This is a genomic window from Clostridium pacaense, assembly GCF_020709765.2.
Taxonomy (GTDB): Bacteria; Bacillota; Clostridia; order Lachnospirales; family Lachnospiraceae; genus Enterocloster; species Enterocloster hominis.
Genome location: NZ_JAJFEB020000003.1, coordinates 325131 through 349161 on the forward strand (window position 1 = coordinate 325131; position 24031 = coordinate 349161).

Consider the following 24031-nt stretch of genomic DNA (forward strand, 5'->3'; position numbering starts at 1 on the left):
ATTGAAATCGGTGTGTGCCATCTTAAAACCATTCAGCAACTTTGTCACAGCCTGCGAGGGCTGTGTGGATTGAAATCGTAAACCGGAAGAGTTGGAAAGAATGAAAACAAACGTCACAGCCTGCGAGGGCTGTGTGGATTGAAATGCTTCAAAGTCCCGTATTAGAGTACGGCATAATGTCACAGCCTGCGAGGGCTGTGTGGATTGAAATATAGAAGTAATCATAACCATAATCTTCTATTTCGTCACAGCCTGCGAGGGCTGTGTGGATTGAAATATCCTCATTAAGCATGCACCACATTTTGGTGATAGTCACAGCCTGCGAGGGCTGTGTGGATTGAAATTTTAAGTGGAATATAATCCACATCATTAATTTTGTCACAGCCTGCGAGGGCTGTGTGGATTGAAATATATACGCCAAAATACAGGGCTTAAATGTAGTGACGTCACAGCCTGCGAGGGCTGTGTGGATTGAAATCCCTGGCGCGGAGCCGGAGGAACAACGGGAACAGCGTCACAGCCTGCGAGGGCTGTGTGGATTGAAATACATCCTTCACGGGCTGGCTGATTGCTGATGATTTAGTCACAGCCTGCGAGGGCTGTGTGGATTGAAATCGGCTTATCTAAAGACCTTTGCGCTCCTGTTTGTGTCACAGCCTGCGAGGGCTGTGTGGATTGAAATAAATTAAACTATTGTATTAGTTGCAATATCATGGTCACAGCCTGCGAGGGCTGTGTGGATTGAAATATAACCTCACGCCCATTGCCAGTGCCATGATTACGTCACAGCCTGCGAGGGCTGTGTGGATTGAAATCCCCTAATATCCACTTATACGTGTCCATGTGCCATGTCACAGCCTGCGAGGGCTGTGTGGATTGAAATTACTTCGTACAACTCCCCATACCCACCTAACTCACGTCACAGCCTGCGAGGGCTGTGTGGATTGAAATAAATGTAAATAACATATTATTCCCCCTTTCTCATGTCACAGCCTGCGAGGGCTGTGTGGATTGAAATATTTTCTTTCCCCCATTCTACAATTTGGTCTGCTAGTCACAGCCTGCGAGGGCTGTGTGGATTGAAATTTTAAATAGTATGTCCGTTCAGTTTCATACTCTTGTCACAGCCTGCGAGGGCTGTGTGGATTGAAATTAAAAAACGGCTATTATCGTAGATATTTTGTGCGTCACAGCCTGCGAGGGCTGTGTGGATTGAAATTTTGTGCAACTTACATTTGCCCCAATATCTGGAACGTCACAGCCTGCGAGGGCTGTGTGGATTGAAATCCCCATCAAATTTGAACAATACACAATACAAAATGTCACAGCCTGCGAGGGCTGTGTGGATTGAAATCCGTTGTTTTTGAAACTCACATAGCAGAACCCATGTCACAGCCTGCGAGGGCTGTGTGGATTGAAATTCCCCCAGGATCATGACATCCCCGGTCTCCCAGTGTCACAGCCTGCGAGGGCTGTGTGGATTGAAATGTCTGTGATTCAACGGATGGCCTGGTGGATGTGCAGTGTCACAGCCTGCGAGGGCTGTGTGGATTGAAATTTCATTGGCCTCCTTGTCCCTCTCCAGCTGCTCGTCACAGCCTGCGAGGGCTGTGTGGATTGAAATTTGAATCAGCAAGTAGTGAGCAACTTTCGCAGAGTCACAGCCTGCGAGGGCTGTGTGGATTGAAATCCCATCCCGCGTGTTCCGGGATGAAGTGGGGCGCGTCACAGCCTGCGAGGGCTGTGTGGATTGAAATGAGTAGAGCCTGCATTATGCCCAGCGCGGAAAATAGTCACAGCCTGCGAGGGCTGTGTGGATTGAAATTATGTAATAATGAACTTCACTGACCAGAGACATTAGTCACAGCCTGCGAGGGCTGTGTGGATTGAAATCTGTTATCCCGGATACCTTTAGCCAATCCCTGCATCGTCACAGCCTGCGAGGGCTGTGTGGATTGAAATATTATAGCAAAAGATAGTGCAAATAGCTATGAGGGTCACAGCCTGCGAGGGCTGTGTGGATTGAAATTCAGCACCTGTTGCGTACTTATAATCCTTAATAGCGTCACAGCCTGCGAGGGCTGTGTGGATTGAAATATCTAACAGCAATAGCTGCTCGGCGTCCGTCCAGGTCACAGCCTGCGAGGGCTGTGTGGATTGAAATAAGCGTTTTATTGCCGTTGGAAAAAGGCTATACAGTCACAGCCTGCGAGGGCTGTGTGGATTGAAATCACTGCTCGCTCGCACGTTTGAACCTATCCAATAGTCACAGCCTGCGAGGGCTGTGTGGATTGAAATAAAACTTGTATTGATATTTGCCTGGTCAAGAATTGTCACAGCCTGCAATGGCTATATAAATTAAAATCCATCCAAGCTGTAAAGACCAAGAAAAAGCCAGAATCATCCCAATTAAGACAAATTAAAAAAACACCTCCATTCCCCACAGCTTATGAAACAGGCTTGTGGAGGATGGAGGCATTTTCATCCTATAAAGGTATCTCCCGCTGGGATTTTAATGGTGACCAGGGTGCCATCGTCAATGTTATAGTGAATGGAAGCGGCGCCCTTATAATATAATTGCAGTCTTTGGTAAACGTTCCTGATGCCGAAACCGAAGGATTCACTGTCATGTGCAAAACCGGAGTTTACCGCTTCCGCCAGGCTGGGGTTGAGAGGAAAACCGTTATTAAAGATCTGGAATATCAAAAATCCGTTTGCCAAGGTGCAGGTGATATGGATGTATCCTTGCTTGGGGTAGCCGCGGATGCCATGCAGGACCGCATTTTCAACAATGGGCTGGAGGATGATTTTTATGATGGAATATGTAAGGCATTCCGGCTGGCATTTGATTGTATAGAGGAAGGAATGGTTACACCGGACTTCTTCAATTTTCAGGTAACTTTCCACGTGTTGGATTTCAGACGCCACATCGGTATATATTTTTCCTTTCTTTAAACTCAATTTGTAAAAATTACCCAGGTTTTTTGCCATGGAATAGATTTCGTCATAAGACTTAATACAAGCCAGCCCGCATATGGAATCAATGGAATTATAGAGGAAATGCGGGTTGATCTGGGATTGCAGCAGGCGCAGCTCCAATTCCTGTTTCTGCAGATAGGTAGACTCCAACTGACAGATGTTTTCATTGATTTTCCGTGTCATCTCATGGAAACTGTGGCTGAGACGGCTGACTTCATCGCTGGTGGGAAGCGTTGACACAAAGGCTTCCAGCTGTGGAGCCGCAAAATCGTTGTCCGCCCCGGCAGAGGAGACAATCTGCGTCAGCTTCTGTACTGGTTCCAGGATATGCTTCAGGGACCGGTTGAACAGGATAAAGAGGGCAGCCAGGAAGAAAATGACAACGGCCATGATTTGGATATAGATGCCCAACATCTTATTTTCAACACCATTAAAGGGGGATGCGATGATTAAAAGCTGGTCAGGCATGGCGCAGGGGTAACTGGATACGCGGTACCGGCCCGATTCCAGCTGGGAATTGAAACGCAGACTGCTGCTGCCTGTCTGACCGTATAATATGCCGAAGCTGCCGATGTAAGCTTGCGCACCCGGATGATAGATGAAATCCCCGCTGCTGTCCGCCAGAAAGGACAGGATTGGGCTGTCATCTTTTTCGCTGTAATTATTGAAGATAGCGGATGGGTCATACATAAGGCGCAGGTATCCAATGGGTGACAGGGTGTTTAAATCAAATAGGGGAGTATAAACCTCCAGCACTGGCTGTGAGGGGATGCCTTCAAGACCGGTATACATGCGGATGAGCGGGGATGTCTGGGCCTGGGACAGCATATGGCTTGTATAGTCCCTGTATTCCTTTGTGTAATGGACATTGGTGTCATAGCTTCCGATGGTTGCAATCTCCTGGTAACGTCTGTCATACAGGGTGATGCCCTGCACATGGTTTTTGGTGAGGCGTTCGCTCTCCGCATAGGAGACAGCATCGGCGATGTCATGAATATCCACTGAGTCTATTAGAGGTGAATAGGGATGGCTGTTGGATGCAGTCAGCAGGATGCGGACAGGGGAATTGAGGGAGAAACGGACCGCTATCCCATTAATCTCCTTATTCAGGGTGTCGATGTTATTGTTGATGATACCCGCTACCGCATCCATTCCATCATCCATCTGCTGCTCAAAGATACGGAGGGACACTACAAACAGTATGATTGCAGTCAGGATGGAGATGGATACAATGGTGCCTAAAAACAGAAGTATGATTTTTGTTTTCAGTGATTTAATCTGCATGATCAGGGCACCTCGTTTCCGGTTCGGTAAGGCAGGAATCCCGCAGCTGTGAAAAGGAGAGGCCAAAGTAATTCTTGACACATTTCCCAAAGTAAACAGGATCCTTATAACCGCACATGGAGGCAATCTCTGACATTTTCAGATGACTGCTGTTAATCAGGGTCAGTGCAAAGGCCATGCGTTCCTTTTGGATATAACTGTTCAGACCGATGTTCTGGCTTTTTTTGAAAATGTGGCTCAGATAGGATGCATTGACATGCAGTTCATTTGCCATCCGTTCCAGGGTCAGGTCGCTGTCATACATATGCTGCTGCAGATAGTGGAGTGAGGCGTTTATGATGGGCCCATTGGCGTTCTGGCTGTCCGGCATCTGGCTTATCAGGCCGGATAGGGAGGAGCACATCCATTTTTCCAGTTCCATGACCGTTTCCAGGTGGGAAAATGAGGATGTGGCATCCTGCAGGAACTGCTGCTCTAACAGAATGCCGCGGCTCTGCAGATAATAGGAAGCCTGGATAAATACATCATAGGACTGTGCTTTGAGAAATTGGAAATTGGTGGATGGCTGTATGGAACAATAGTATCCCTTCAGTGTCTCGGACAGGATACCGGATTGCCCTGTCCTGAACGCGTTAAGGATTTCCTGTTTGGGAAAGTAAAACGGGGTCTCGGACAGGCGTCTCATAAGCTGGGAATCGTAAGGGATGAAAGACCTGCTTCCCAGGATGAATTTGAGTTGGATGGCGTCCTCTGCCTCCCGGAGCAGCTGTTTGACCTGATAAATGCTTCCCATGGAACTCAAACCGATGGATATGCTTAAATCCAGCAATGAGCCGTCACATAGCGGACGGAACACATGGGAAGGATGTGGTTCCCCCAGCAGGATCACGGTCAGACGGTTCCAGTCATTGTAGAATACAGCAGGCTTTGTGGACGTCTGTTTTAGCAGGGCGGACTGAATCTGGGATTTCATAAAGTCGATATGATTATAGTTTTTCAACACTTCATAGAAGTTGTCAATTTCTATGACAGCACAGCAGCTGTCGTGGTTCCCCAGGATATAGGATTCATCCCAGAAGTCAGGGACGGACTCCGGCCTGTCCAAAAAATCGGCCAGTTCGGACGACGAGTGGTGGGGAAGGATTTTTAAGCGGGTTGTTTCCTGGTTTTCCAGAATCTGACGGTGCGCTTTGGACAGACATTCGGTCAGTTCCTTTGAATCAATAGGTTTAAGCAGGTAGTCAAACGCGCCGTGCCGGATGCCGCGTTTGGCATATTCAAATTCACTGTAACCGGAGATGATGATGACATGGACTGACAGGTTATGGGCGCGCAGCTGTTCCAGGGCGTCCAATCCGCTGACAATAGGCATGTTGATATCTAAGAGCAGCAGGTCGGGCAGCATTGTCTGACATGCTGGCAGTATCTGGTCACCTGTATCCACCTCACCTATAATCTCAAAGCCTAATCCGTTCCAGTCCACACAGTTTTTCAACATGATGCGTACCAGGTATTCGTCATCGGCTAACAGTACTTTCAGCATATATCAATCCTCCTGCAATGTATTTTAACAATGTCATTATAGGATTTTAGTGAAAATGTGTCAATATACAGCTATAGGTGAGGGGGTTTTATGTGCGAAATGCCAATAAAATGACCTGTGTTTCCAAAAAAATTCCATTGTCCCAATGCCGGAAAAAAAGTATTCTTTTAGCATAGAGAAAACAATGAAGGGGGAAGGATGAATGAAAGGAAAACAAATCATCAGCTTACTGGCAGCCGCTTCCATGACCATGGGATGCCTTACCGGGTGTGGCGCCGGACAGGAGACAGTGACAGGGGGAAGTACGGAACAGGGGAGTACGGCTCAGGGCAGCCAGGGGGCCGGTTCATCTACTGAAAAGGTGGTGCTGCGGCTGAGCATGAACATGACATTAGGGTCTAAAGGGATTGTGGAAGAGGTCATGAATGACGTCCTGAAAGATTATCCCAATGTGGAGCTGCAGGTAGAGGAGACGGCCCAGGACAGTTACGTGTCCAAGATGGCCATGGATGTATCCACGGATAATGTGGCGGACCTGGTGCAGTACTGGCGGCCTGATTCCACTACCCACGGCTGTCCGAAATATATTGAAAAGGGAGCCTTTGCAGATTTGTCGGAGCTTTTGGGGATGGAAGCATTTAGGGACCGGTTTGCGGACCATGCAATGAAAACATGCACCGTGGATGGCAAGTTCTATGCGGTGCCTATGGAATACTCATTTATCATGTTCCTGGCCAATAAGGAGATTCTGGATGACTGTGGCCTGCCGGTACCGGAGACGTGGGACGAACTATTGAATTCCATGGACGTCCTGAAAGAAAACGGCTATATTCCATGGGGCGTGTCTACCAAGGCATATGCCAGCGCCTGGGAGCGTCCGCTGGGATATATCTTTTCAAGGTACACAACCATGTACGGCGAAAACGGAACACTGAACCTGTTTGGTGGAAAGGCGCATTTTACATCAGAGGAGGCTGTAAAGGCATCTGAGAGCCTGGCACAGCTTGTAAGCGGAAACTGCGCGGTGGACAGCATGACACTGGATGATTCCCAGGCCACCTCCAAATACATCAACTCCGGGCAGGCCTGCTATTTTATCAACGGTTCCTATTCCATGCCTCAACTGTCGGATGAGATTAAGGAGAAAATGGTAGCCCTGCGGTTTCCTGAGATACCGGGGGCGGAAGGGGACACGGGACATATACAGGATAAGAGCCTTACCAGTGTATTCTATGTCAGCACGAAAGCATGGGATGACCCGCTTAAAAAAGAAATACTCACAAAGTTTTTTGAAAGATATACAAGTCCTGAGGTTGCGGGAAAACTGTTCGCGCAGACCGGTTCCTTAGAGCCGATTAACAATCTGGAAATAGGGGATACGGAGGCTGACCGGGTATTTCTGGAAGCAAAGGAACTGGCCGATGATGCAGAACAGATTCTCTGGTTCTTGAGCTACGGTGATGCCAACAAGCGTGATTCGTTCTACAGCTTTTATACGGAACTGTGGCTGGGAGATATCACCGGAGAGGAATTTGCACAGAAATGTGAAGAACTGTTCTATGAGGAATAGGCTGTTGGCCGGTGCTGTGTTCCCTGCAGGAATCCTGCAGGGAACACGCTTTAGAAAGGGGGATTCCGGATGGGGATATTAAAATTCAAGAAGGGGCTGTCATTGTATCTTCTGCCTGCGATGCTGATTTACTCTGTATTTTTTATCTATCCGTTTGTACAGACGCTGTACTATAGTTTTTTTGAATGGGACGGCATTTTTGAACCTGTTTTTAACGGCATTAGGAATTTTAAAATACTGTTGAATGAACGTGTATTTCAGGAAAGTGTCCTGAGGGTCATTAAGTGGGCCGTCCTGGCGGGCATACTGCAGTCCGGTATCGGTCTGGGCCTGGCATTCTTACTGAGAGGAAAGGCAAAGTGCAATTCCTTTTTCCGCTCAGCCTATTTCATTCCGGTGGTCATAAGCTCTGCGGCGGTCTGCGTCATGTTTACGGTTATGTATGATAAGGATATAGGACTGATAAACGCATTTCTGGGTGCAGTGGGGCTGGACGGTTTAAAGCATGTATGGCTGGGGGACCGGTCGGTAGCATTTTATGCCACGATTGCGGTGCCTATATGGCAGGCCATGGGTCTTTTCATAATGATTATGTTTTCCGGGCTGCAGTCCATCCCGGAGGAGCTGTATGAGGCAGCGCAGATTGACGGCGCAGGCCCATGGAACCTGTTCTGGAGGATTACCGTTCCATTGATGCTTCCTATTATCCAGATCTGTGTGGTACTTAGCGTATCCAACTCATTCAAGAACTTCGATTATATTTATATGCTCACAGGGGGCGGACCGGTGAATTCCACCCAGGTTCCGGCTACCATGATGTATAGCAAGGCTTTTGCGGGCATGCAGTATGGTATGGGGACGGCCGTTGCGGTGGTTATCTGTGTGCTCAGCGGTATCTTTGTTACGGCAGTCAGGGCGGGCTTTGCCCGTCTGAATGATTAGATGGGGGAGAAAATATGAAGAGAAAAAAGGTGAAGATATCCGCGGCTGTAAAATATGTACTCCTGTCCGCCTATGCCCTGGTGACGGTTTTTCCGCTTTTCTGGACATTTACCAATTCATTCAGGACGAATGACCAGATTTTTTCCGCAACCGTCCTGTTGCCGGAAAGTTTTACCTATCTTGTCAATTATGTGAACATACTGAAGGAAAATATACTGGGAGCTTACTGGAATTCCTTTTCCCTGACCATGGCAACACTGCTCATCATGCTGATTTGCGTCATCCCGGCTGCGTTCCTGCTGTCCCAGTACCGGTTCAGGATGTCCAGGTGGCTTCAGAACCTGTTTGTCATCGGAATCATCATTCCCAGGCTGGCCATTCTCATTACCACGTTCCAGAATTTCAACACCTTTGGATTCTTAAACCACAAGTATCCCATCACCCTGTGTTACGCTGCGTTTGAGATTCCCATGGCGGTTTTTCTCATGGTGGGATTCATGCAGTCGCTCCCCGGGGAGATTGCCGAGTCAGCCATTATCGACGGGTGTAATTCCTTCCAGGTACTCACCAAAATCATTATGCCCATGAGCCAGAATGGTATTGTGACGGTCATTATCCTGTCATTTGTCAGCATATGGAATGAATACGCATATGCAATGGTGCTGCTGTCCAACAACAAATTCCATACCCTTCCCATGCTCTTAGCTTCCGCAAAGGGGGAATTCTTTGTGGATTACGGCCTGCAGTGCGCCGCGGTCATGGTGGCGGTGGTACCCATTATCGTGGTGTATATCTTCTTACAGAGAAAAATTGTGGACGGAATGGTGGCAGGGGCCGTGAAAGGGTGAAGGAACAGCAGCCTGGCAGTGGGAATATGGCATAGCGGGGATATTGCAGATGGCGAAAGGAAGGGGATTATATGAAATGGTGGATGGAACACAGGTTCCGTATGATTCAAAATAATCTAAGGGATATTGATGCGGACCTGGACATTGACATGGAGATAAAAAAATTGAAGGAATTCGGCGCGGATGTGGTACAGATCGGATGCGGGGGAATCAGTGCATTTTCACCATCCGGGCTGGACTGCCAGGTCCCAAGTCCGTATCTTAAAAATGATATGTTCGGGACACTGATAGAACGGTGCCACGATAACGGCATAAAGGTGATTGCCAGGTTCGATGTGAGCAAGGTCCATGAAAGCCTTGGAGACATCCATCCGGAATGGCTGTCCAGGCGGGCGGATGGTTCTGCCATCTGTTTTAACGATACGGTGGCTGCCTGCATAAACGGTGGATACCAGCAGGTCAAGGCCCTGGAAATCATAAAAGAAATATTGGGGAAATATCCGGTGGACGGTATTTTCTTTAACATGTTCGGCTATCAGACGAGGGATTATGACAACCGGTATGTGGGCATCTGCCAGTGTGAAAACTGCAAAAGACGGTTTTTAGGGATGTACGGGGAAATGCTTCCAACAGAAGAAAACGAGGATGACCCCATATACCGCAGATATAGGGAATTCAAAGAGTATACGGTCAGGGATATCCTGGAGAAAATCCGCAGGACCATTGATTCGGTCAATCCGGAGATTGCGCTGAGTACGTACAGCGGGCATTGTGTGGATATCGTAAGAACGGAGTCCAACTCGGCGCTGGACCGTCCATACCCTTTCTGGATTTATTCCGCTTCTGACAATACGGCGTCGGTGGAGGGGACATTTCCTGGAAAGGTATCCAGCAACTGTGCCATCAATGCAGTGGATATACCGTACCGTTTCATGGGGGTATCACCGTTCTTGAACCAGATAAGGCTGTATCAGAATATGGCAAATGGTTCCAATCTGGACTGGTGTATCATCGGGGCATTTGAGGATTATCCTGACAGGAAGAATTATGACGGTGTGAAGGAGGTATTCCGGTTCCAGAAGCGGTATCAGGCTTATTTTGATAATCTGCGTTCTGATGCAGGGGTACTGCTGGTACAGCCCAATCCGCCGTATGAAACGCAGTTTTCTTCGGAGTACCGGGGCGTGTTCCGGATGCTGAAAGAGTCCCATATCCAGTTTGATGTAATCATGCAGGAGGGGCTGGACATGGCGGCTGAATACCTGGAACAATATAAACTCATCATTCTTCCGGGAATTGAGGATGTGGACAGCCGGAATTTTGCCCAGGCCCTGAAATCGTCAGACGCAGTGATTCTGGCCACAGGATGCAGTTTCAGACACAATGGGACGCTTCTTAAGGAACTGTTTGGGCAGGCGCTGACGGAAAAGGTGGAACCAGTGAGAGGAAGTTATATCCTGACCCAGCCCAAAGACATGTTCCAATCATTTCAGGAACAGGACTGGATTTATATGGACAGGGAATTTTACCGGATGCAGGGAGAGGGAAATGCCATACTCCCCTACGTGTCCGCTGCCATGTACGGCCCTCCGGAACGGTGTTTTGGACATGAGGTCACGGAGATTCCGGGCGGTACCATCTATAAAGAAAAGAATATTTATCTTCCATGGCAGCCAGGAACCCTTTACTATCAGCATGGATATGAAGCATTTAAGGATATCATACTGGACATAATCCGCAATATGGGGTGCCTGAAGGATGATTTCATTGTCACCGCGCATAAAAGCCTGGAGGTATTTTATGGTCCGTGCGGAAAGGGACAGTATCTCCTGCAGATGATTAACCTGAGCGGATTTAATGGTACCACGGTTTGGGAACCCATTAGCCAGCAGGCTGGGTTTTGGTGGACGGATAGGATTCCGGACCGAATATGGGAACTGGGTCAGGAAGGAGCTGTTCTCCAGGAGGGTACGGATAAGCTGGTTATTTCATCTATTGGTACATATCGGGCGTATCTGATAGAATTTGGACAGGAGGGCAAGGACAGATGAGTGGAATAGAGTGGAAACAACTGACAATCGGGCATTTGTCAAGGAATAAGTACTGGGGTGAAAGTGACAGCCGGGCTTACCATCCTGTCCTGGCCACCACAACCGTTATCCGGGATGGGGATACCGTAATCCTCGCAGACCCCTCACAGCCCTTTGAGGAAATGAAGGCAAAGCTGAAACAATACTGCGGGCTGGAACCCGGGGATGTGGATATTGTGTTTGCAACCCATTACCATGGGGATCACAGGGTGGATATGGGGATGTATGAAAATGCGGTGTGCTACATGTCACAGGCCAGTATCCGGGACATGGAGTCAGCCAGGGAAAAAGCGGCGGGGGATGACAGCCTGGCATCGTTAGTGGAAGGGGAGATTGACAGATTCCGTCCGGCTCCCGGCCAGCTGACAGAGGGTGTCCGGCTTTACCCTCTTCCGGGGCATACTCCTGGTTTGACTGGTTTGATATTCAAAAGCCGTGGCAGATCCGTCCTTGTGGCTGGTGATACTATCATGGGGCCGGAATATTTTGAGAATCTGGATGGATACTGGTTCAATGAAGACCTGGATGAGACGCGCAGAAGCATCAGGAAGGCGGCCAGGGATGCTGATATCATAATACCGGGACATGGGGATGCATTTGTGGTTTCGGAACACCGGCCCGGGATGAAGGAAACGCATTTGTCATGGAGAAGACTGAACCTGTCGGGCAGTCAGGGCTGCACCTGCCTGATTCAGGATGGGGGAAAGAATATGGTTATCAATCCCTTAGGGGATGCGGAGGGGCTGGAGGAACTGCTTTACAACCGAAGCGGCCTGAAGGGCAAGGATGTGGGGGCTGTCATATTTACGGATGGGGCAAAGTATGATTCCGGGATAGGCAGAACATTCCCACAGGCTGAGCTTCTTCTCCCGGAACAGCTGGATGAAAGACTGTTAATGGGGCTAAAAGAAGCGTTTCATCGGTTAGATCCGGATGGGACTTTGTTTATATAAAGCATATGACAGGGACATGTAGCTTGGATTATGCATATGTCGTGTATGAGTCAGTGTTGGACTTTTCTTTTGTGGAAAAACCTTGTATAATATTTGTATGGAAATAGGTTTATTCTCAGCGGAAATGGGAAATTTTGGTATTCGGGAGTTGATGAAGAGGATATATAAATGTTAGAAAGCAAATGATGGTGCGAATCCTAAGTGAACATAAAATTACTGGGGGATTCGCACCCGGAATAGTAGGGTGGAAATTGAGGCGTTCTTTATTTTCATGAGAATTTGGAAATGGACTTTATGAATTATATGTAATAATGTTTGTTGGTATGAGGTTTTTGTTGAGCATAATTGCTGTCACAGCCTGCGAGGGCTGTCACAGCCTGCGCTGTTCTGGTGGATTTAAAGAAGCGTGCTGCGTGGGTCACAGCCTGCGAGGGCTGTCACAGCCTGCGAGTAATCATCATGCGCGTTGTGATAAGTGCAGTAAAGTCACAGCCTGCGAGGGCTGTGTGGATTGAAATGCCAAATATCTGATCGCGGCGCACCACATCAAAGTGTCACAGCCTGCGAGGGCTGTGTGGATTGAAATAAAACGGCTCTGCTGTTTTTGATACGGCGCAAATAGTCACAGCCTGCGAGGGCTGTGTGGATTGAAATATCCCAAGCAGCCTGTTTGACAACCCGGACCTGAGTCACAGCCTGCGAGGGCTGTGTGGATTGAAATACGGAACCGGGTGCCAGTTACGGCCTGTCCAGTAAGTCACAGCCTGCGAGGGCTGTGTGGATTGAAATCCCCAGTTCTGGGCCATTGCCTCCGCCAGGCGGATGTCACAGCCTGCGAGGGCTGTGTGGATTGAAATTTTAGTGGGGCTTATTAATAGGGGCGTTTGTTGAGTCACAGCCTGCGAGGGCTGTGTGGATTGAAATATCCTCATATCAATCCATGAAATTACATAACAAAGTCACAGCCTGCGAGGGCTGTGTGGATTGAAATCATGGAATCACCCCCTGTGATACAATAGCCCAAATCGTCACAGCCTGCGAGGGCTGTGTGGATTGAAATCTTGAAACCCTCGAACTGTAACCCAATCCTGTTCCGTCACAGCCTGCGAGGGCTGTGTGGATTGAAATAAGGACCGCAACGAGGCCATCGTGTGGATGCTGCGTAGTCACAGCCTGCGAGGGCTGTGTGGATTGAAATTTTAGTGAGGCTTATTAATAGGGGCGTTTGTTGGTCACAGCCTGCGAGGGCTGTGTGGATTGAAATTTATGTAACAGCTCGTCATACTGTTTGATGAGTGTCACAGCCTGCGAGGGCTGTGTGGATTGAAATCACCTCAGTGATTTATTTTTTAGATTGATTATCAGTCACAGCCTGCGAGGGCTGTGTGGATTGAAATCATAGGTTGTATCATAATGTCACAATATTCAGTTCGTCACAGCCTGCGAGGGCTGTGTGGATTGAAATAATGTGGTATGTCTGCTCCGTATAAGGGAACCCTTGGTCACAGCCTGCGAGGGCTGTGTGGATTGAAATCACTATCCAAAGTATCAATGCCAACCAGAACCCAGTCACAGCCTGCGAGGGCTGTGTGGATTGAAATTGACATCCTGCGCAGGAAGCAGATATAGGTCTCCCGTCACAGCCTGCGAGGGCTGTGTGGATTGAAATTATAATCTTCGTTACATCCCATCGTGTACAATGAAGTCACAGCCTGCGAGGGCTGTGTGGATTGAAATCCACGGGGACATATCCCCTCGCCAATGATGTATGTCACAGCCTGCGAGGGCTGTGTGGATTGAAATCTGTAAAATTGAGGATTGGAGGATATACCATGACAGTCACAGCCTGCGAGGGCTGTGTGGATTGAAATGTTACTGAACGAATCGGCATCACCTTTCCAGGACGTCACAGCCTGCGAGGGCTGTGTGGATTGAAATAGAACCCCTTGTGCTGGCTGGTAGTCCGTCCATACGTCACAGCCTGCGAGGGCTGTGTGGATTGAAATTCTCCCAGGGAAATTCCTGGCCAGGCCGGAGCCGGTCACAGCCTGCGAGGGCTGTGTGGATTGAAATTGTGATTTTTTCTTTTGCCTCTTCTAGGTCCTTGCGTCACAGCCTGCGAGGGCTGTGTGGATTGAAATTGTTCCATCCACCATTTAACCGCATATATCCGCGTCACAGCCTGCGAGGGCTGTGTGGATTGAAATTTACTAATATAGCAAATTACTTATATTTAACTTTGTCACAGCCTGCGAGGGCTGTGTGGATTGAAATTATCAATCAGTGCATCCTGTAGCACCTGGGAGAAGTGTCACAGCCTGCGAGGGCTGTGTGGATTGAAATCTTTCTCCCCTGGGAACCGCCAGGGGACGGTATCTGTCACAGCCTGCGAGGGCTGTGTGGATTGAAATAACCTGAATTTTGATAAGGCCATTGATGGCCTGGGTCACAGCCTGCGAGGGCTGTGTGGATTGAAATCTGCAGAGACTTGACATGCTTTGCAGACTCATCGGGTCACAGCCTGCGAGGGCTGTGTGGATTGAAATAAAACATATGTCGCGGCATATCAGGCTCTAATAGTCACAGCCTGCGAGGGCTGTGTGGATTGAAATGATATAATCAATCTGGAATACCAGTACAAATCAGGGTCACAGCCTGCGAGGGCTGTGTGGATTGAAATCAGAAATCCCAGACGGTATTCCTGGTTGGGCAGGGTCACAGCCTGCGAGGGCTGTGTGGATTGAAATTGCCCTGTAGTCCACAACCTGGTCCATGTCCATATGTCACAGCCTGCGAGGGCTGTGTGGATTGAAATGGTATGTATGATTCCAATAATTTTCTTGTCAAAGTCACAGCCTGCGAGGGCTGTGTGGATTGAAATTAACTCAGTTTCAAAAGCCACCTTAGATATTACACGTCACAGCCTGCGAGGGCTGTGTGGATTGAAATTCAATCCGCTTTTATCCGTGTGAAAAATCCTATAAGTCACAGCCTGCGAGGGCTGTGTGGATTGAAATCCCGACTGTTGTGGCGGCTAAGCCATATCTGACCGTCACAGCCTGCGAGGGCTGTGTGGATTGAAATAAAAAGCTGAGAACCTACCGCATATTTATCCACAGTCACAGCCTGCGAGGGCTGTGTGGATTGAAATACTGGATACCAGACCGCAGCCATCACCCTGACGGGTCACAGCCTGCGAGGGCTGTGTGGATTGAAATTATCTATATTATAAAGCGAGGGGGCCTAAGTACCTGTCACAGCCTGCGAGGGCTGTGTGGATTGAAATGTATCAAAGTTATATGTCGGGGATTATATGAATGTCACAGCCTGCGAGGGCTGTGTGGATTGAAATCGTAAAAGGGAACCGACAAGGAATGAAAGGGCTGAGTCACAGCCTGCGAGGGCTGTGTGGATTGAAATTTCATATAAACATCACTGTTTGGGGAATGATATTGTGTCACAGCCTGCGAGGGCTGTGTGGATTGAAATAGGATGTTTGCAATGCTACAGGCCTGGCAAGAAAGTCACAGCCTGCGAGGGCTGTGTGGATTGAAATTCCCGCAAGTATTGTGTTACTATGTACAAACCAGTCACAGCCTGCGAGGGCTGTGTGGATTGAAATCCTTGCAGGGATGACCACTTGTGCTACATACTTTTGTCACAGCCTGCGAGGGCTGTGTGGATTGAAATTCTAGAAGTTTAGTCATCACCTTATCAGCAAGGGCGTCACAGCCTGCGAGGGCTGTGTGGATTGAAATTGCATCATGAACAGCTTCACGCCCATGAGCAAGGTCACAGCCTGCGAGGGCTGTGTGGATTGAAATATCAGTATAATCATCTTTATACAGTGTAACGTAGGTCACAGCCTGCGAGGGCTGTGTGGATTGAAATCTTTACGCAAATCAGAAACCAATAAAAGACAGGGGTCACAGCCTGCGAGGGCTGTGTGGATTGAAATTCCGAATTACCTGGAAAAATCCATGAATGGGTCACGTCACAGCCTGCGAGGGCTGTGTGGATTGAAATTCTGAAATCGTTATAATACCATGCTTTCCATAATGTCACAGCCTGCGAGGGCTGTGTGGATTGAAATTTCGTGGTATGGGTATACGCTTCATTTACCATGGTCACAGCCTGCGAGGGCTGTGTGGATTGAAATAAGTGTCATGAAAACATCCTATCTGCCCTCGTTACGTCACAGCCTGCGAGGGTTGTGTGAATTGAAATTCAAAAGGTGGAACGGTACGATATTACAAAATCGGGTCACAGCCTGCGAGGGTTGTGTGGATTGAAATCATCCGTATCATCCCTGGATGCGAATACCCGGTAAGTCACAGCCTGCGAGGGCTGTGTGGATTGAAATAGTCACACCTGCGATATCCTCCAACCGCATTATTTTGTCACAGCCTTCGAGGGCTAGATGGTTTTATCTTGCAAAAGCCGCAAAATCACGTATTTGCTCAAAAGATGTTTTAAATAAAAAATTTTTCATATTCAGGAGTGAACGGTGTAGAAAAATCAGTATTATACAGAACTCCACATAATCATGATATCGGCAATAAAAAGATGGTATATGCATTGTATTACAAAGCAAATCCCTTAAGGGCTGTAGCTCTTAAGGGATTCTTTTCCGCAGGAAAACAGTTAGGACTAACACTTGTTAATTCCTTTCTGCACCTACACCTGCCAATATAAAACAATAACCAAAAACAAATCCTACCCTTCTAAGAAAAACAATTTAAAAAAATCTCTTCTTCCCAGATGCGATATCCTATTCCGGTTCCTGCATAAAAACCACCCGTGAAGCATACTCTCCACCCCTATGGATGCAGTTGTGTGCAACCCGTGTTTCCTCGCTGTTGAACCCATCTTTGGTATTTCTGTTAGGAAAGATGAAATTGCTGGCGCTGGAGGTTATGGTGACCCGCAGCCGGTGTCCTTTTAAAAATGTATGTGACAGTTTGGTGGTCCGTATATGGACCGGATAAATGGTTCCAGGTTCCATGAACTCAGGAAAATGAAACTGGTTGCGGTATCGTACACTGATGACGCCATCGGCCAGCTTCATGGAACGGCCGTCCTCATCCACGTCCGTGATGCGTACCACAAGGTCCGTATCCACACAATCGGATGAAAGGTAAAGCTCAGCGCAGGCATCTCCCGTGATGGTAAGGTCCTGGGATAATATGTCGGTGGAATAGCACAGTATATCAGACCGCTGTTCTTCCGCAGCGTAATCGCCGGGCACCTCCAGTTCGTTTTCGGACATGTCAACCAGGTGGACTGCCGGATTTTTCGGGTCATAGATATAGGAATCCAGGGAAGGGGTAAGGGGGGCATTCGGGGACAGGCGGCCTTTGTTTCCTGTCCCGGCATTTTCATGACTGCCGTCCAGATACAGGCTCAGTTCTTTTGTTCCGGGTACAGGCCAGTTTTTTGCGGTTTTCCACTGGTTGGTGCCCATTGTGTAATACTCCACGGCTGGTGTGCGGTCAATTCCATTTTCCACACCCTTCAGGTAATGCTCCAGCCAGGCCAGGCATATCAGGTCCATATCGTAGCGCAGTGCGTTGTTTCCAAGGGCGAAGCCGTGGATATCGTAGTTGGCATTGCCTGAGTGCATCCAGGGTCCAAGGATTACCTTCTTCTCCTGGTAATCATGGTATAAATCCAGGGCTTCCGTTGTTCCCATCCCATTGTCATCAAACCATCCCGACATGATCAGCGCCGGTACACGGTGGGATTTGGTGCGCTCCTTCCAGTTCCCCTGCTGCCACAGCTCGTCATAGTCCATGTGTTCAAACCATTTTTTCAGGAACGGGATATCGTATCCCAGGGCTTTTGGCGCCAGTTCTTCCAGGGGACGGATATCCAGGACCTCATCCCAGTCATCACGGGCCATCAGCAATGGATTGGCGCGCTGGCCGGAAACCATGAAGGCCCAGGCCAGCATGCCTGAGTTAAAGCAGCCTCCCCTTCTTGGAACATCGATGAACGGGCTTCCGGCGCAGACACTGCTGAGCATGGCCTTTAAATGTGGGTTACCGCTGGCGGCAGCGGCCCACTGGACATATCCAAGATAAGAGCCTCCGGTCATTCCCACATTTCCATCACTCCAGGTCTGGGCGCTGATCCAAGTCAGGGTGTCATCGCCGTCCTCCACTTCGTAGTACATGGGAAGCCATTCGCCTTCACTGTCCTCCCTCCCCCTTACATCCTGAATCACCACGGCATAGCCGCGCTGTACGAAACGGAAATAGGAGGATGCCCCGGCGCCTTTTCCGTACGGGGTGCGGATTAATACTGCCGGGATTCTTTCCGGCACCTTTCCAGGTGTCTGATTCCCATTGTTTTCTCCGGTTACAGCGGCAGCAGGCAGATAGATGTCTGCTGCCAGGCGGACTTGGTCCCGCATGGGAATCGTGACCGTTACAGGTGGTTTTACCGCATAAAGGGGAGAACGGTTTATGTCTGTCCATTGCTTAAGGATTGTCCTGTCCTCAAGCCCGTCCTTTACCAGGACTGCGCATTGGTCACGGTAGGGGGTGACGAATGCTGCGATAGTCCCGGATTCAAGTATCAGGTCCTTGGGGAATTTTATATTACGCTGTACATATGCATCTTTATCTTTTTTTTCAAATATTTCACCCCGGGGGGTTATGAACCGTTTACAGGAAGATGGACCGGCCGTACAGGAAGCCGCCCCGGCCGTATAGGAAGCCGCCCTGGCCGTATAGGAAGCCGTCCCATCCATGCAGTCATCCGCCCCATCTGCGCACCCCCGCACCCCGGCCTCATAGTCCTTCAGCCCAAGAAGCGCTTCCCGCACATCCATCTTCCCCAGTTCCCTGTACCAGTTGTTCCCGCTTTCAAGCTCCTGCCAGTCATCCAGCTTGCCTGTATATACATCCAGCGGTCTGTGATAGATGCGGCCGTTTCTATTTTCCAATACTCCGTATAGTATTCCGGACAGATAAAAATTCCATTGCTCCATATGCACACTCCTTACGCGCCGATGATGAACCGGATCAGATAAGCAACCATGATACCTACATAGTTTCCGCAGACGCCGCCGAGAACCCCCATGAGCAGCCCCACGCTGACCAGACGGTTCCATCTGGCGCTGGATGCCACCAGGGATGCGGTGGTACCGTCTGCAATGGCTCCGGTAATGCCAAGGATGACATACTCATATGGGACCTTGAACATCCTGGAAAGGAATAGGTGAAGCCCGATGCTTCCCACAATGACGCAGAAGCAGAAGAGGGTAATGGTTATGGTGGAACCGAAGAAGGAGGCCAGGTCCACGCTGAAGCCGATGATGGACAGATACATAAGGCCAAAGAACAGGCCAAGGTTCAGGTTTCCTCTCAGCCTCCCCACAGCCGGAATCTGTGCGGCTGCAATGGAGAGGGTGGATATCAGGAGGATCCTGCCCGCGCTGGCAAAGTCAGACGGCAGGAAGGATGCCAGCCTGGTGGAAATGGTGACAACGGTAACCGAGACAGCCAGAAGACACGCAATATCCTGGATGCTCCATTTCTGCTCGGCCATCAGTATAGGTTCTTCATTGTCGCCAATGCGCTCCTCGTCCGTCAGGTGGTAGGGCCAGAATTTTTTCAGGAATTTTATGTTCTGGAACAGGGCCGGGGCCGCGAACATCAGGAACAGGGTGGGCATGCCGATGACATAGTCCGCTGCGTTGGCTGCGGCAATGGTTTCATTGGCAGCATTAAGGCCCACTGCGATGGCGGTGAGATTGGCACTGCCGCCTGTATAGGTTCCCACGAACATGCCGGCGATTTTCCAGCCCTCAAACATCTTGCTGCCAAATACAGCGCCAAAGGCCGTGGCTACCAGGCAGACGCTGAATACGGCGCATACCAGGGCCACCAGGGCCTTGCCTGAAAGCTTTGCCAGTTCCTTGAGGTTGATATTCAGAAGATAGATGGAAATGGACATGGGGACACAGTATGTAATCACCACACCGTACACGTCCTGATAGCCAGGCACAATGCGGAGGTTGACCAGCGTAAGGCCAATGAGGATGACCGTTAAGGCCGGACCCACATATTTGAATACCCTGAACCGCTGTACCCACAGGGAAAATGCCACCATTACTAAGATTACTGTTAATAATTCATCGGTTGTCTGGAACATGGGGAATTGCATAATCGTACCTCTTTCGTTATTTGTTATACCGGCATTTCATTTCCCGGATCCTACAGGTTAAGGGTTACGCCAAATCCAGGCTTGTCAAACAGTGTGAAGGTATCCTTATCACGGACAAAGCCGCCTTCCACCGGGTTTGCGCTGTAGTACAGGAAACTGTCACAGTCCGCTTCGGTCACGTTCTTTTTGGCAGCTACCAGGCTCAGCCCGGCGGTGATTGCCAGTTTTGTCTCAAGCATGCAGCCCACCATGCAGGTGACCCCGTTTGCCTCGGCAATGGCATTGATTTTGGCAGCCGGATACAGGCCACCGCATTTCATCAGCTTGATGTTGAGTATGTCGGCGGCCTGAAGGCGGCAGGCCCTGGCAGCGTCCACAGGCTCATGGATGGATTCATCCAGCATGATCTGGATCCCATTGACCTTCCTGCGGATGAATGCCGAACCTTCCATATCCCAGTGGGGCAGGCACTGTTCCACTGCCTCTATCCCGTATTCCTTAAATCCTTCAAGGGCGCAGACCGCATCGGATACGCTGTAGCCCTGATTGGCATCCACCCGCAGGCGGACATCCATGCCAACTGCCTTCCGGATCAGCTTCATGGTGCGGATATCCTCTTTATAGTCAATGCCGGCCTTGATTTTAAGTATATGCCAGCCATCCTCCGTTACCAGCCTGCGGGCCTCGGCCGCCATGGATTCCGGCGTGCTGATGCCGATGGTGATGTCGTTCTGTATTACATTGCTGTAACCGCCCAGGAGTTTGTATACCGGCTGTCCCAGGGCCTTTCCCATCAGATCGTACATGGCCAGGTCCACGGCGCATTTTGCAGCGCCATTTCCAACAATCAGGCCATCCATCATTGCGTGTACGGCTTCGATATCCATGGGGTTCATTCCCATCAGTCCTTGCCTGAACAGTTCCAGCACGGCAATGACGCCGTCCACGGTCTCACCGGTGACCGGGGCAAACGGGGAGGCCTCTCCGTATCCCACCAGGCCCTGGTCCACGGTTACCTGGACCAGCACGCTTTCCAGATAGCTGACCGTTGCAAATGCTACCTTCACAGGTTCCTTTAACGGAATCTGCACTTTTTCGATTTTCATACCTGTAATCTTCATCTTTATCCTCCTGAATTATGGTTATATCATAAAAAACTGAAATATTTTCCTATAATTTTACTATAGGTTGAAATATGGGTCAACTGTTTCCGGTTGAAATACGCCAAATCATACATAAAATATCAAAAATTGCCATGAATATTCTTGCACAAGTGCGGGGAAACCGTTAAAATAGGGGGTAATGAGAAAAAAGGAGCCGGATATGCTGGGTACGAATATCAGAGAATACCGTAAAAGTAAGAAACTTACCATTAAGGAGCTGTCAGAGCGCACAGGACTGTCCATCGGATACATTTCCCAGGTGGAACGGGAGGAGGCGGAGCCGTCCCTGTCATCCCTGCGCAAAATCGCCAGGGAGTTTGATGTCCCTGTCTATGTACTGATGGATGACCATAGGAATACACATAACCTGACCATACGCAGGGAGGAAAGGCTGTCTGCGCGCATTAAAAAAAGCAGCGTGGAATATGAATTCCTGACGCCGCTTCCTTCACCGAATTTTTCGCCTAAAACGCTGATGATAAAGGCCATCCTTGAGCCATGTTCCAGGGACACGGAAATCCCCATTGTCCATCACAGCGAGGAAACCCTCCTTGTGCTGAAAGGAACCCTGACCGTTGTGGCAGGGGATGTGACCATTGTGCTCAATGAAGGCGATACAACCATCATTGAGGAAGATTTACCCCATACGTGCATCAATGACACCGCGGATTATGTGGAGGTGCTTTCCACCATCACGCCTCCTGTGTGGGGAACCCTGCATTTTCCAGGATAGGGGAAATCGATAATCCGCAGAACAAAAATTGTTAGTATTGTACAAAAAATTTGCATCAATATGTGATAATATTAACATTGATTTTCAGGCCAATCGTTGTTATATTGTTAAAGTATCTATTGTTCTTTGAAAAATCATATCTATATAGCTGTTTAAAACATAGCTGGGACCACGCGGCATACGAGTACTACGTTGTTTGACATAGTACGGTGCCTGCCAGGCGTATGAACGCCGGGCTGCGCCGGCGGTATCATATATACCGTCATGAGTATGAGGGTGCATCGTGGACACCCGTGCCGCCGGCAGTATACCAGTCATATAGTCTATGAAGCAAAGATTGTTTAGGAATTTACATCAGGAGGTAAGTATGAGAGGAACCCTGTTAGTAAAAAACGTTAAGCATCTTGTGACATGTGACGCAAATGACAGACTGCTTGACGGAGTGGATGTGTTCATCCGGGACGGAGTGATTGAGGCAATCGGCCCGGTGGAAGAAACAGCAGAGGATGTGATTGACGCATCTAATATGGTGATGTATCCAGGTCTTATCAATACACACCATCATTTATATCAGACCTTCAGCCGCAATTTACCGCAGGTACAGAACATGGAATTATTTCCATGGCTGAAAACTTTATATGAGATTTGGAAACACGTGGATGAGGACGTGGTTTATTACAGTTCGCTTACAGGAATGGGTGAACTGTTAAAGACCGGGTGCACTACCTGTCTGGACCATCACTATGTGTTCCCGAAGGACACGGGAATGTCTCTTCTGGACGCCCAGTTTGGGGCGGCTGACGCCCTTGGCATGCGTTTTCACGCCACCAGGGGAAGCATGGACCTGAGCGTGAAGGACGGCGGGCTGCCTCCGGACACCGTGGTCCAGACCGTGGATGAGATATTAAAGGATTCGGAAGAAGCAGTGAAAAAGTACCATGACAGCAGCCGGTATTCCATGCACCAGGTGGCCCTTGCCCCCTGTTCACCCTTCAGTGTGACTGGCGAACTTCTTAGGGAGTCCGCTGTACTGGCAAGGAAGCTTAAGGTACGGCTCCACACCCATCTGGCGGAGACAAAGGATGAGGAGCAGTTTACACTGTCCCATTTCGGGATGCGGCCATTGGCTTATATGGAGAGCCTTGGCTGGATTGGGCCGGATGTATGGTATGCCCATGGAATCCATTTTAATGACGAGGAGTTAAAGCTACTTGCCGGCACGGGAACCGGGGTTGCCCATTGCCCGGTTTCCAACATGAAGCTGTCATCCGGCGTTGCATCCATTCCAAGGATGCTGGAACTGGGGGTTCCCACGGGACTGGCCGTGGACGGTTCCGCCAGCAATGACGGTTCCAACCTGCTGGAAGAGATGCGCGTGGCTTATCTGCTGCACCGCTTAACCTGGAGCCAGAAGGCGCCTTCTGGCTATGAGATCCTTAAGATGGCTACCAGGGGAAGCGCCAGGATTCTTGGACGGGATGAACTGGGACAGATTGCAGTGGGAATGGCCGCTGACTTTTTCCTGGTGGATATGGAGCGCATCGAGATGGTGGGCGCCCAGTTTGACCCGGCGTCCGTGCTCTCAACCGTTGGCCTTAAGGGCAGCGTGGATTACACGGTGGTGGACGGCCAGATCGTGGTCAGGGATGGACGGCTGGCCTGTGTGGATGAGGACAGGATTGTGGAGAAAGCCAATGCAGTTGTAAGGGAATATATCAATCGGTAAGGATTTCCCAACCGCCAAAACAGAGCGG

General features: G+C 49.3%; 12 protein-coding genes and 2 CRISPR repeat arrays (1 of these 14 running past the window's edge). Of the genes, 7 read left to right on the top strand and 5 right to left on the bottom strand.

Going from position 1 to position 24031, the window contains the following annotated elements:
• A CRISPR array of direct repeats spans positions 1-2298; the repeat unit is 33 nt; unit sequence GTCACAGCCTGCGAGGGCTGTGTGGATTGAAAT; it begins 92 nt to the left of the window's first position.
• Between the two features lie 183 nt (positions 2299-2481).
• Together LK536_RS37620 and LK536_RS37625 are read right to left on the bottom strand one after the other, a co-directional pair.
• On the bottom strand, positions 2482-4263 hold the full coding sequence (locus LK536_RS37620; protein WP_227795317.1) for a sensor histidine kinase: 1782 nt from the start codon (positions 4261-4263) through the stop codon (positions 2482-2484).
• On the bottom strand, positions 4253-5806 hold the full coding sequence (locus LK536_RS37625) for a response regulator transcription factor (protein ID WP_227795318.1): 1554 nt from the start codon (positions 5804-5806) through the stop codon (positions 4253-4255). The genes LK536_RS37620 and LK536_RS37625 overlap by 11 nt, the downstream gene beginning before the upstream one ends.
• 202 nt (positions 5807-6008) lie before the next feature.
• Between LK536_RS37625 and LK536_RS37630 the strand changes: the two genes are divergently transcribed.
• The 5 genes from LK536_RS37630 to LK536_RS37650 all read left to right on the top strand — a co-directional run bounded on the left by LK536_RS37630 (position 6009) and on the right by LK536_RS37650 (position 12209).
• Positions 6009-7376: an ABC transporter substrate-binding protein gene (locus tag LK536_RS37630; RefSeq protein WP_227795319.1), complete on the top strand. Its 1368-nt coding sequence runs from the start codon at positions 6009-6011 to the stop codon at positions 7374-7376.
• A gap of 69 nt (positions 7377-7445) precedes the next feature.
• Positions 7446-8318 (top strand): carbohydrate ABC transporter permease, encoded by an 873-nt coding sequence (locus tag LK536_RS37635; RefSeq protein ID WP_025483166.1) that lies wholly within the window; start codon positions 7446-7448, stop codon positions 8316-8318.
• Between the two features lie 14 nt (positions 8319-8332).
• Positions 8333-9166, top strand: coding sequence for a carbohydrate ABC transporter permease (locus LK536_RS37640; RefSeq protein ID WP_227795320.1), 834 nt, complete (start codon positions 8333-8335; stop codon positions 9164-9166).
• A gap of 71 nt (positions 9167-9237) precedes the next feature.
• Positions 9238-11217, top strand: a complete 1980-nt coding sequence (locus LK536_RS37645) for an alpha-amylase family protein (RefSeq protein ID WP_227795321.1) — start codon at positions 9238-9240, stop codon at positions 11215-11217.
• Positions 11214-12209 carry an MBL fold metallo-hydrolase gene (locus tag LK536_RS37650; protein ID WP_227795322.1) on the top strand — a complete coding sequence of 332 codons (996 nt, stop codon included), beginning with the start codon at positions 11214-11216 and terminating at the stop codon, positions 12207-12209. Before LK536_RS37645 ends, LK536_RS37650 begins: the two co-directional genes overlap by 4 nt.
• 485 nt (positions 12210-12694) lie before the next feature.
• Positions 12695-16572: a CRISPR direct-repeat array (repeat unit 33 nt; unit sequence GTCACAGCCTGCGAGGGCTGTGTGGATTGAAAT).
• Positions 16573-16980: 408 nt separating this feature from the next.
• Here the strand turns inward: LK536_RS37650 and LK536_RS37655 are convergent.
• From LK536_RS37655 to LK536_RS37665, 3 genes are read right to left on the bottom strand one after another with little or no spacing between them, the layout of a single operon-like run.
• Positions 16981-19203, bottom strand: a complete 2223-nt coding sequence (locus tag LK536_RS37655) for a CocE/NonD family hydrolase (RefSeq protein WP_227795323.1) — start codon at positions 19201-19203, stop codon at positions 16981-16983.
• 11 nt (positions 19204-19214) lie between these two features.
• Entirely contained in the window at positions 19215-20381 is a 1167-nt protein-coding gene (locus tag LK536_RS37660; protein ID WP_008721786.1) for a DUF819 family protein, read from the bottom strand.
• Positions 20382-20431: 50 nt separating this feature from the next.
• Positions 20432-21502: a mandelate racemase/muconate lactonizing enzyme family protein gene (locus LK536_RS37665; protein WP_227795324.1), complete on the bottom strand. Its 1071-nt coding sequence runs from the start codon at positions 21500-21502 to the stop codon at positions 20432-20434.
• A 202-nt stretch (positions 21503-21704) separates the two neighbouring features.
• Here LK536_RS37665 and LK536_RS37670 point away from each other — a divergent pair, with 202 nt between their 5' ends.
• Together LK536_RS37670 and LK536_RS37675 are read left to right on the top strand one after the other, a co-directional pair.
• The gene (locus tag LK536_RS37670; protein WP_506092103.1) at positions 21705-22277 is read left to right on the top strand and encodes a helix-turn-helix domain-containing protein; all 573 of its coding nucleotides are present in this window, start codon (positions 21705-21707) and stop codon (positions 22275-22277) included.
• Positions 22278-22644: 367 nt separating this feature from the next.
• Positions 22645-24003: an 8-oxoguanine deaminase gene (locus LK536_RS37675; protein WP_025483156.1), complete on the top strand. Its 1359-nt coding sequence runs from the start codon at positions 22645-22647 to the stop codon at positions 24001-24003.
• The last annotated feature ends 28 nt before the right edge of the window (positions 24004-24031 follow it).

Bases quoted from the DNA above. Each gene is read 5' to 3' on its own strand.
- LK536_RS37670 (WP_506092103.1), top strand. From the start codon at position 21,705: ATGCTGGGTACGAATATCAGAGAATACCGTAAAAGTAAGAAACTTACC.
- LK536_RS37645 (WP_227795321.1), top strand. From the start codon at position 9,238: ATGAAATGGTGGATGGAACACAGGTTCCGTATGATTCAAAATAATCTA.
- LK536_RS37635 (WP_025483166.1), top strand. From the start codon at position 7,446: ATGGGGATATTAAAATTCAAGAAGGGGCTGTCATTGTATCTTCTGCCT.
- LK536_RS37630 (WP_227795319.1), top strand. From the start codon at position 6,009: ATGAAAGGAAAACAAATCATCAGCTTACTGGCAGCCGCTTCCATGACC.
- LK536_RS37620 (WP_227795317.1), bottom strand. From the start codon at position 4,263: ATGCAGATTAAATCACTGAAAACAAAAATCATACTTCTGTTTTTAGGC.
- LK536_RS37625 (WP_227795318.1), bottom strand. From the start codon at position 5,806: ATGCTGAAAGTACTGTTAGCCGATGACGAATACCTGGTACGCATCATG.
- LK536_RS37640 (WP_227795320.1), top strand. From the start codon at position 8,333: ATGAAGAGAAAAAAGGTGAAGATATCCGCGGCTGTAAAATATGTACTC.
- LK536_RS37665 (WP_227795324.1), bottom strand. From the start codon at position 21,502: ATGAAGATTACAGGTATGAAAATCGAAAAAGTGCAGATTCCGTTAAAG.
- LK536_RS37655 (WP_227795323.1), bottom strand. From the start codon at position 19,203: ATGGAGCAATGGAATTTTTATCTGTCCGGAATACTATACGGAGTATTG.
- LK536_RS37660 (WP_008721786.1), bottom strand. From the start codon at position 20,381: ATGCAATTCCCCATGTTCCAGACAACCGATGAATTATTAACAGTAATC.
- LK536_RS37650 (WP_227795322.1), top strand. From the start codon at position 11,214: ATGAGTGGAATAGAGTGGAAACAACTGACAATCGGGCATTTGTCAAGG.
- LK536_RS37675 (WP_025483156.1), top strand. From the start codon at position 22,645: ATGAGAGGAACCCTGTTAGTAAAAAACGTTAAGCATCTTGTGACATGT.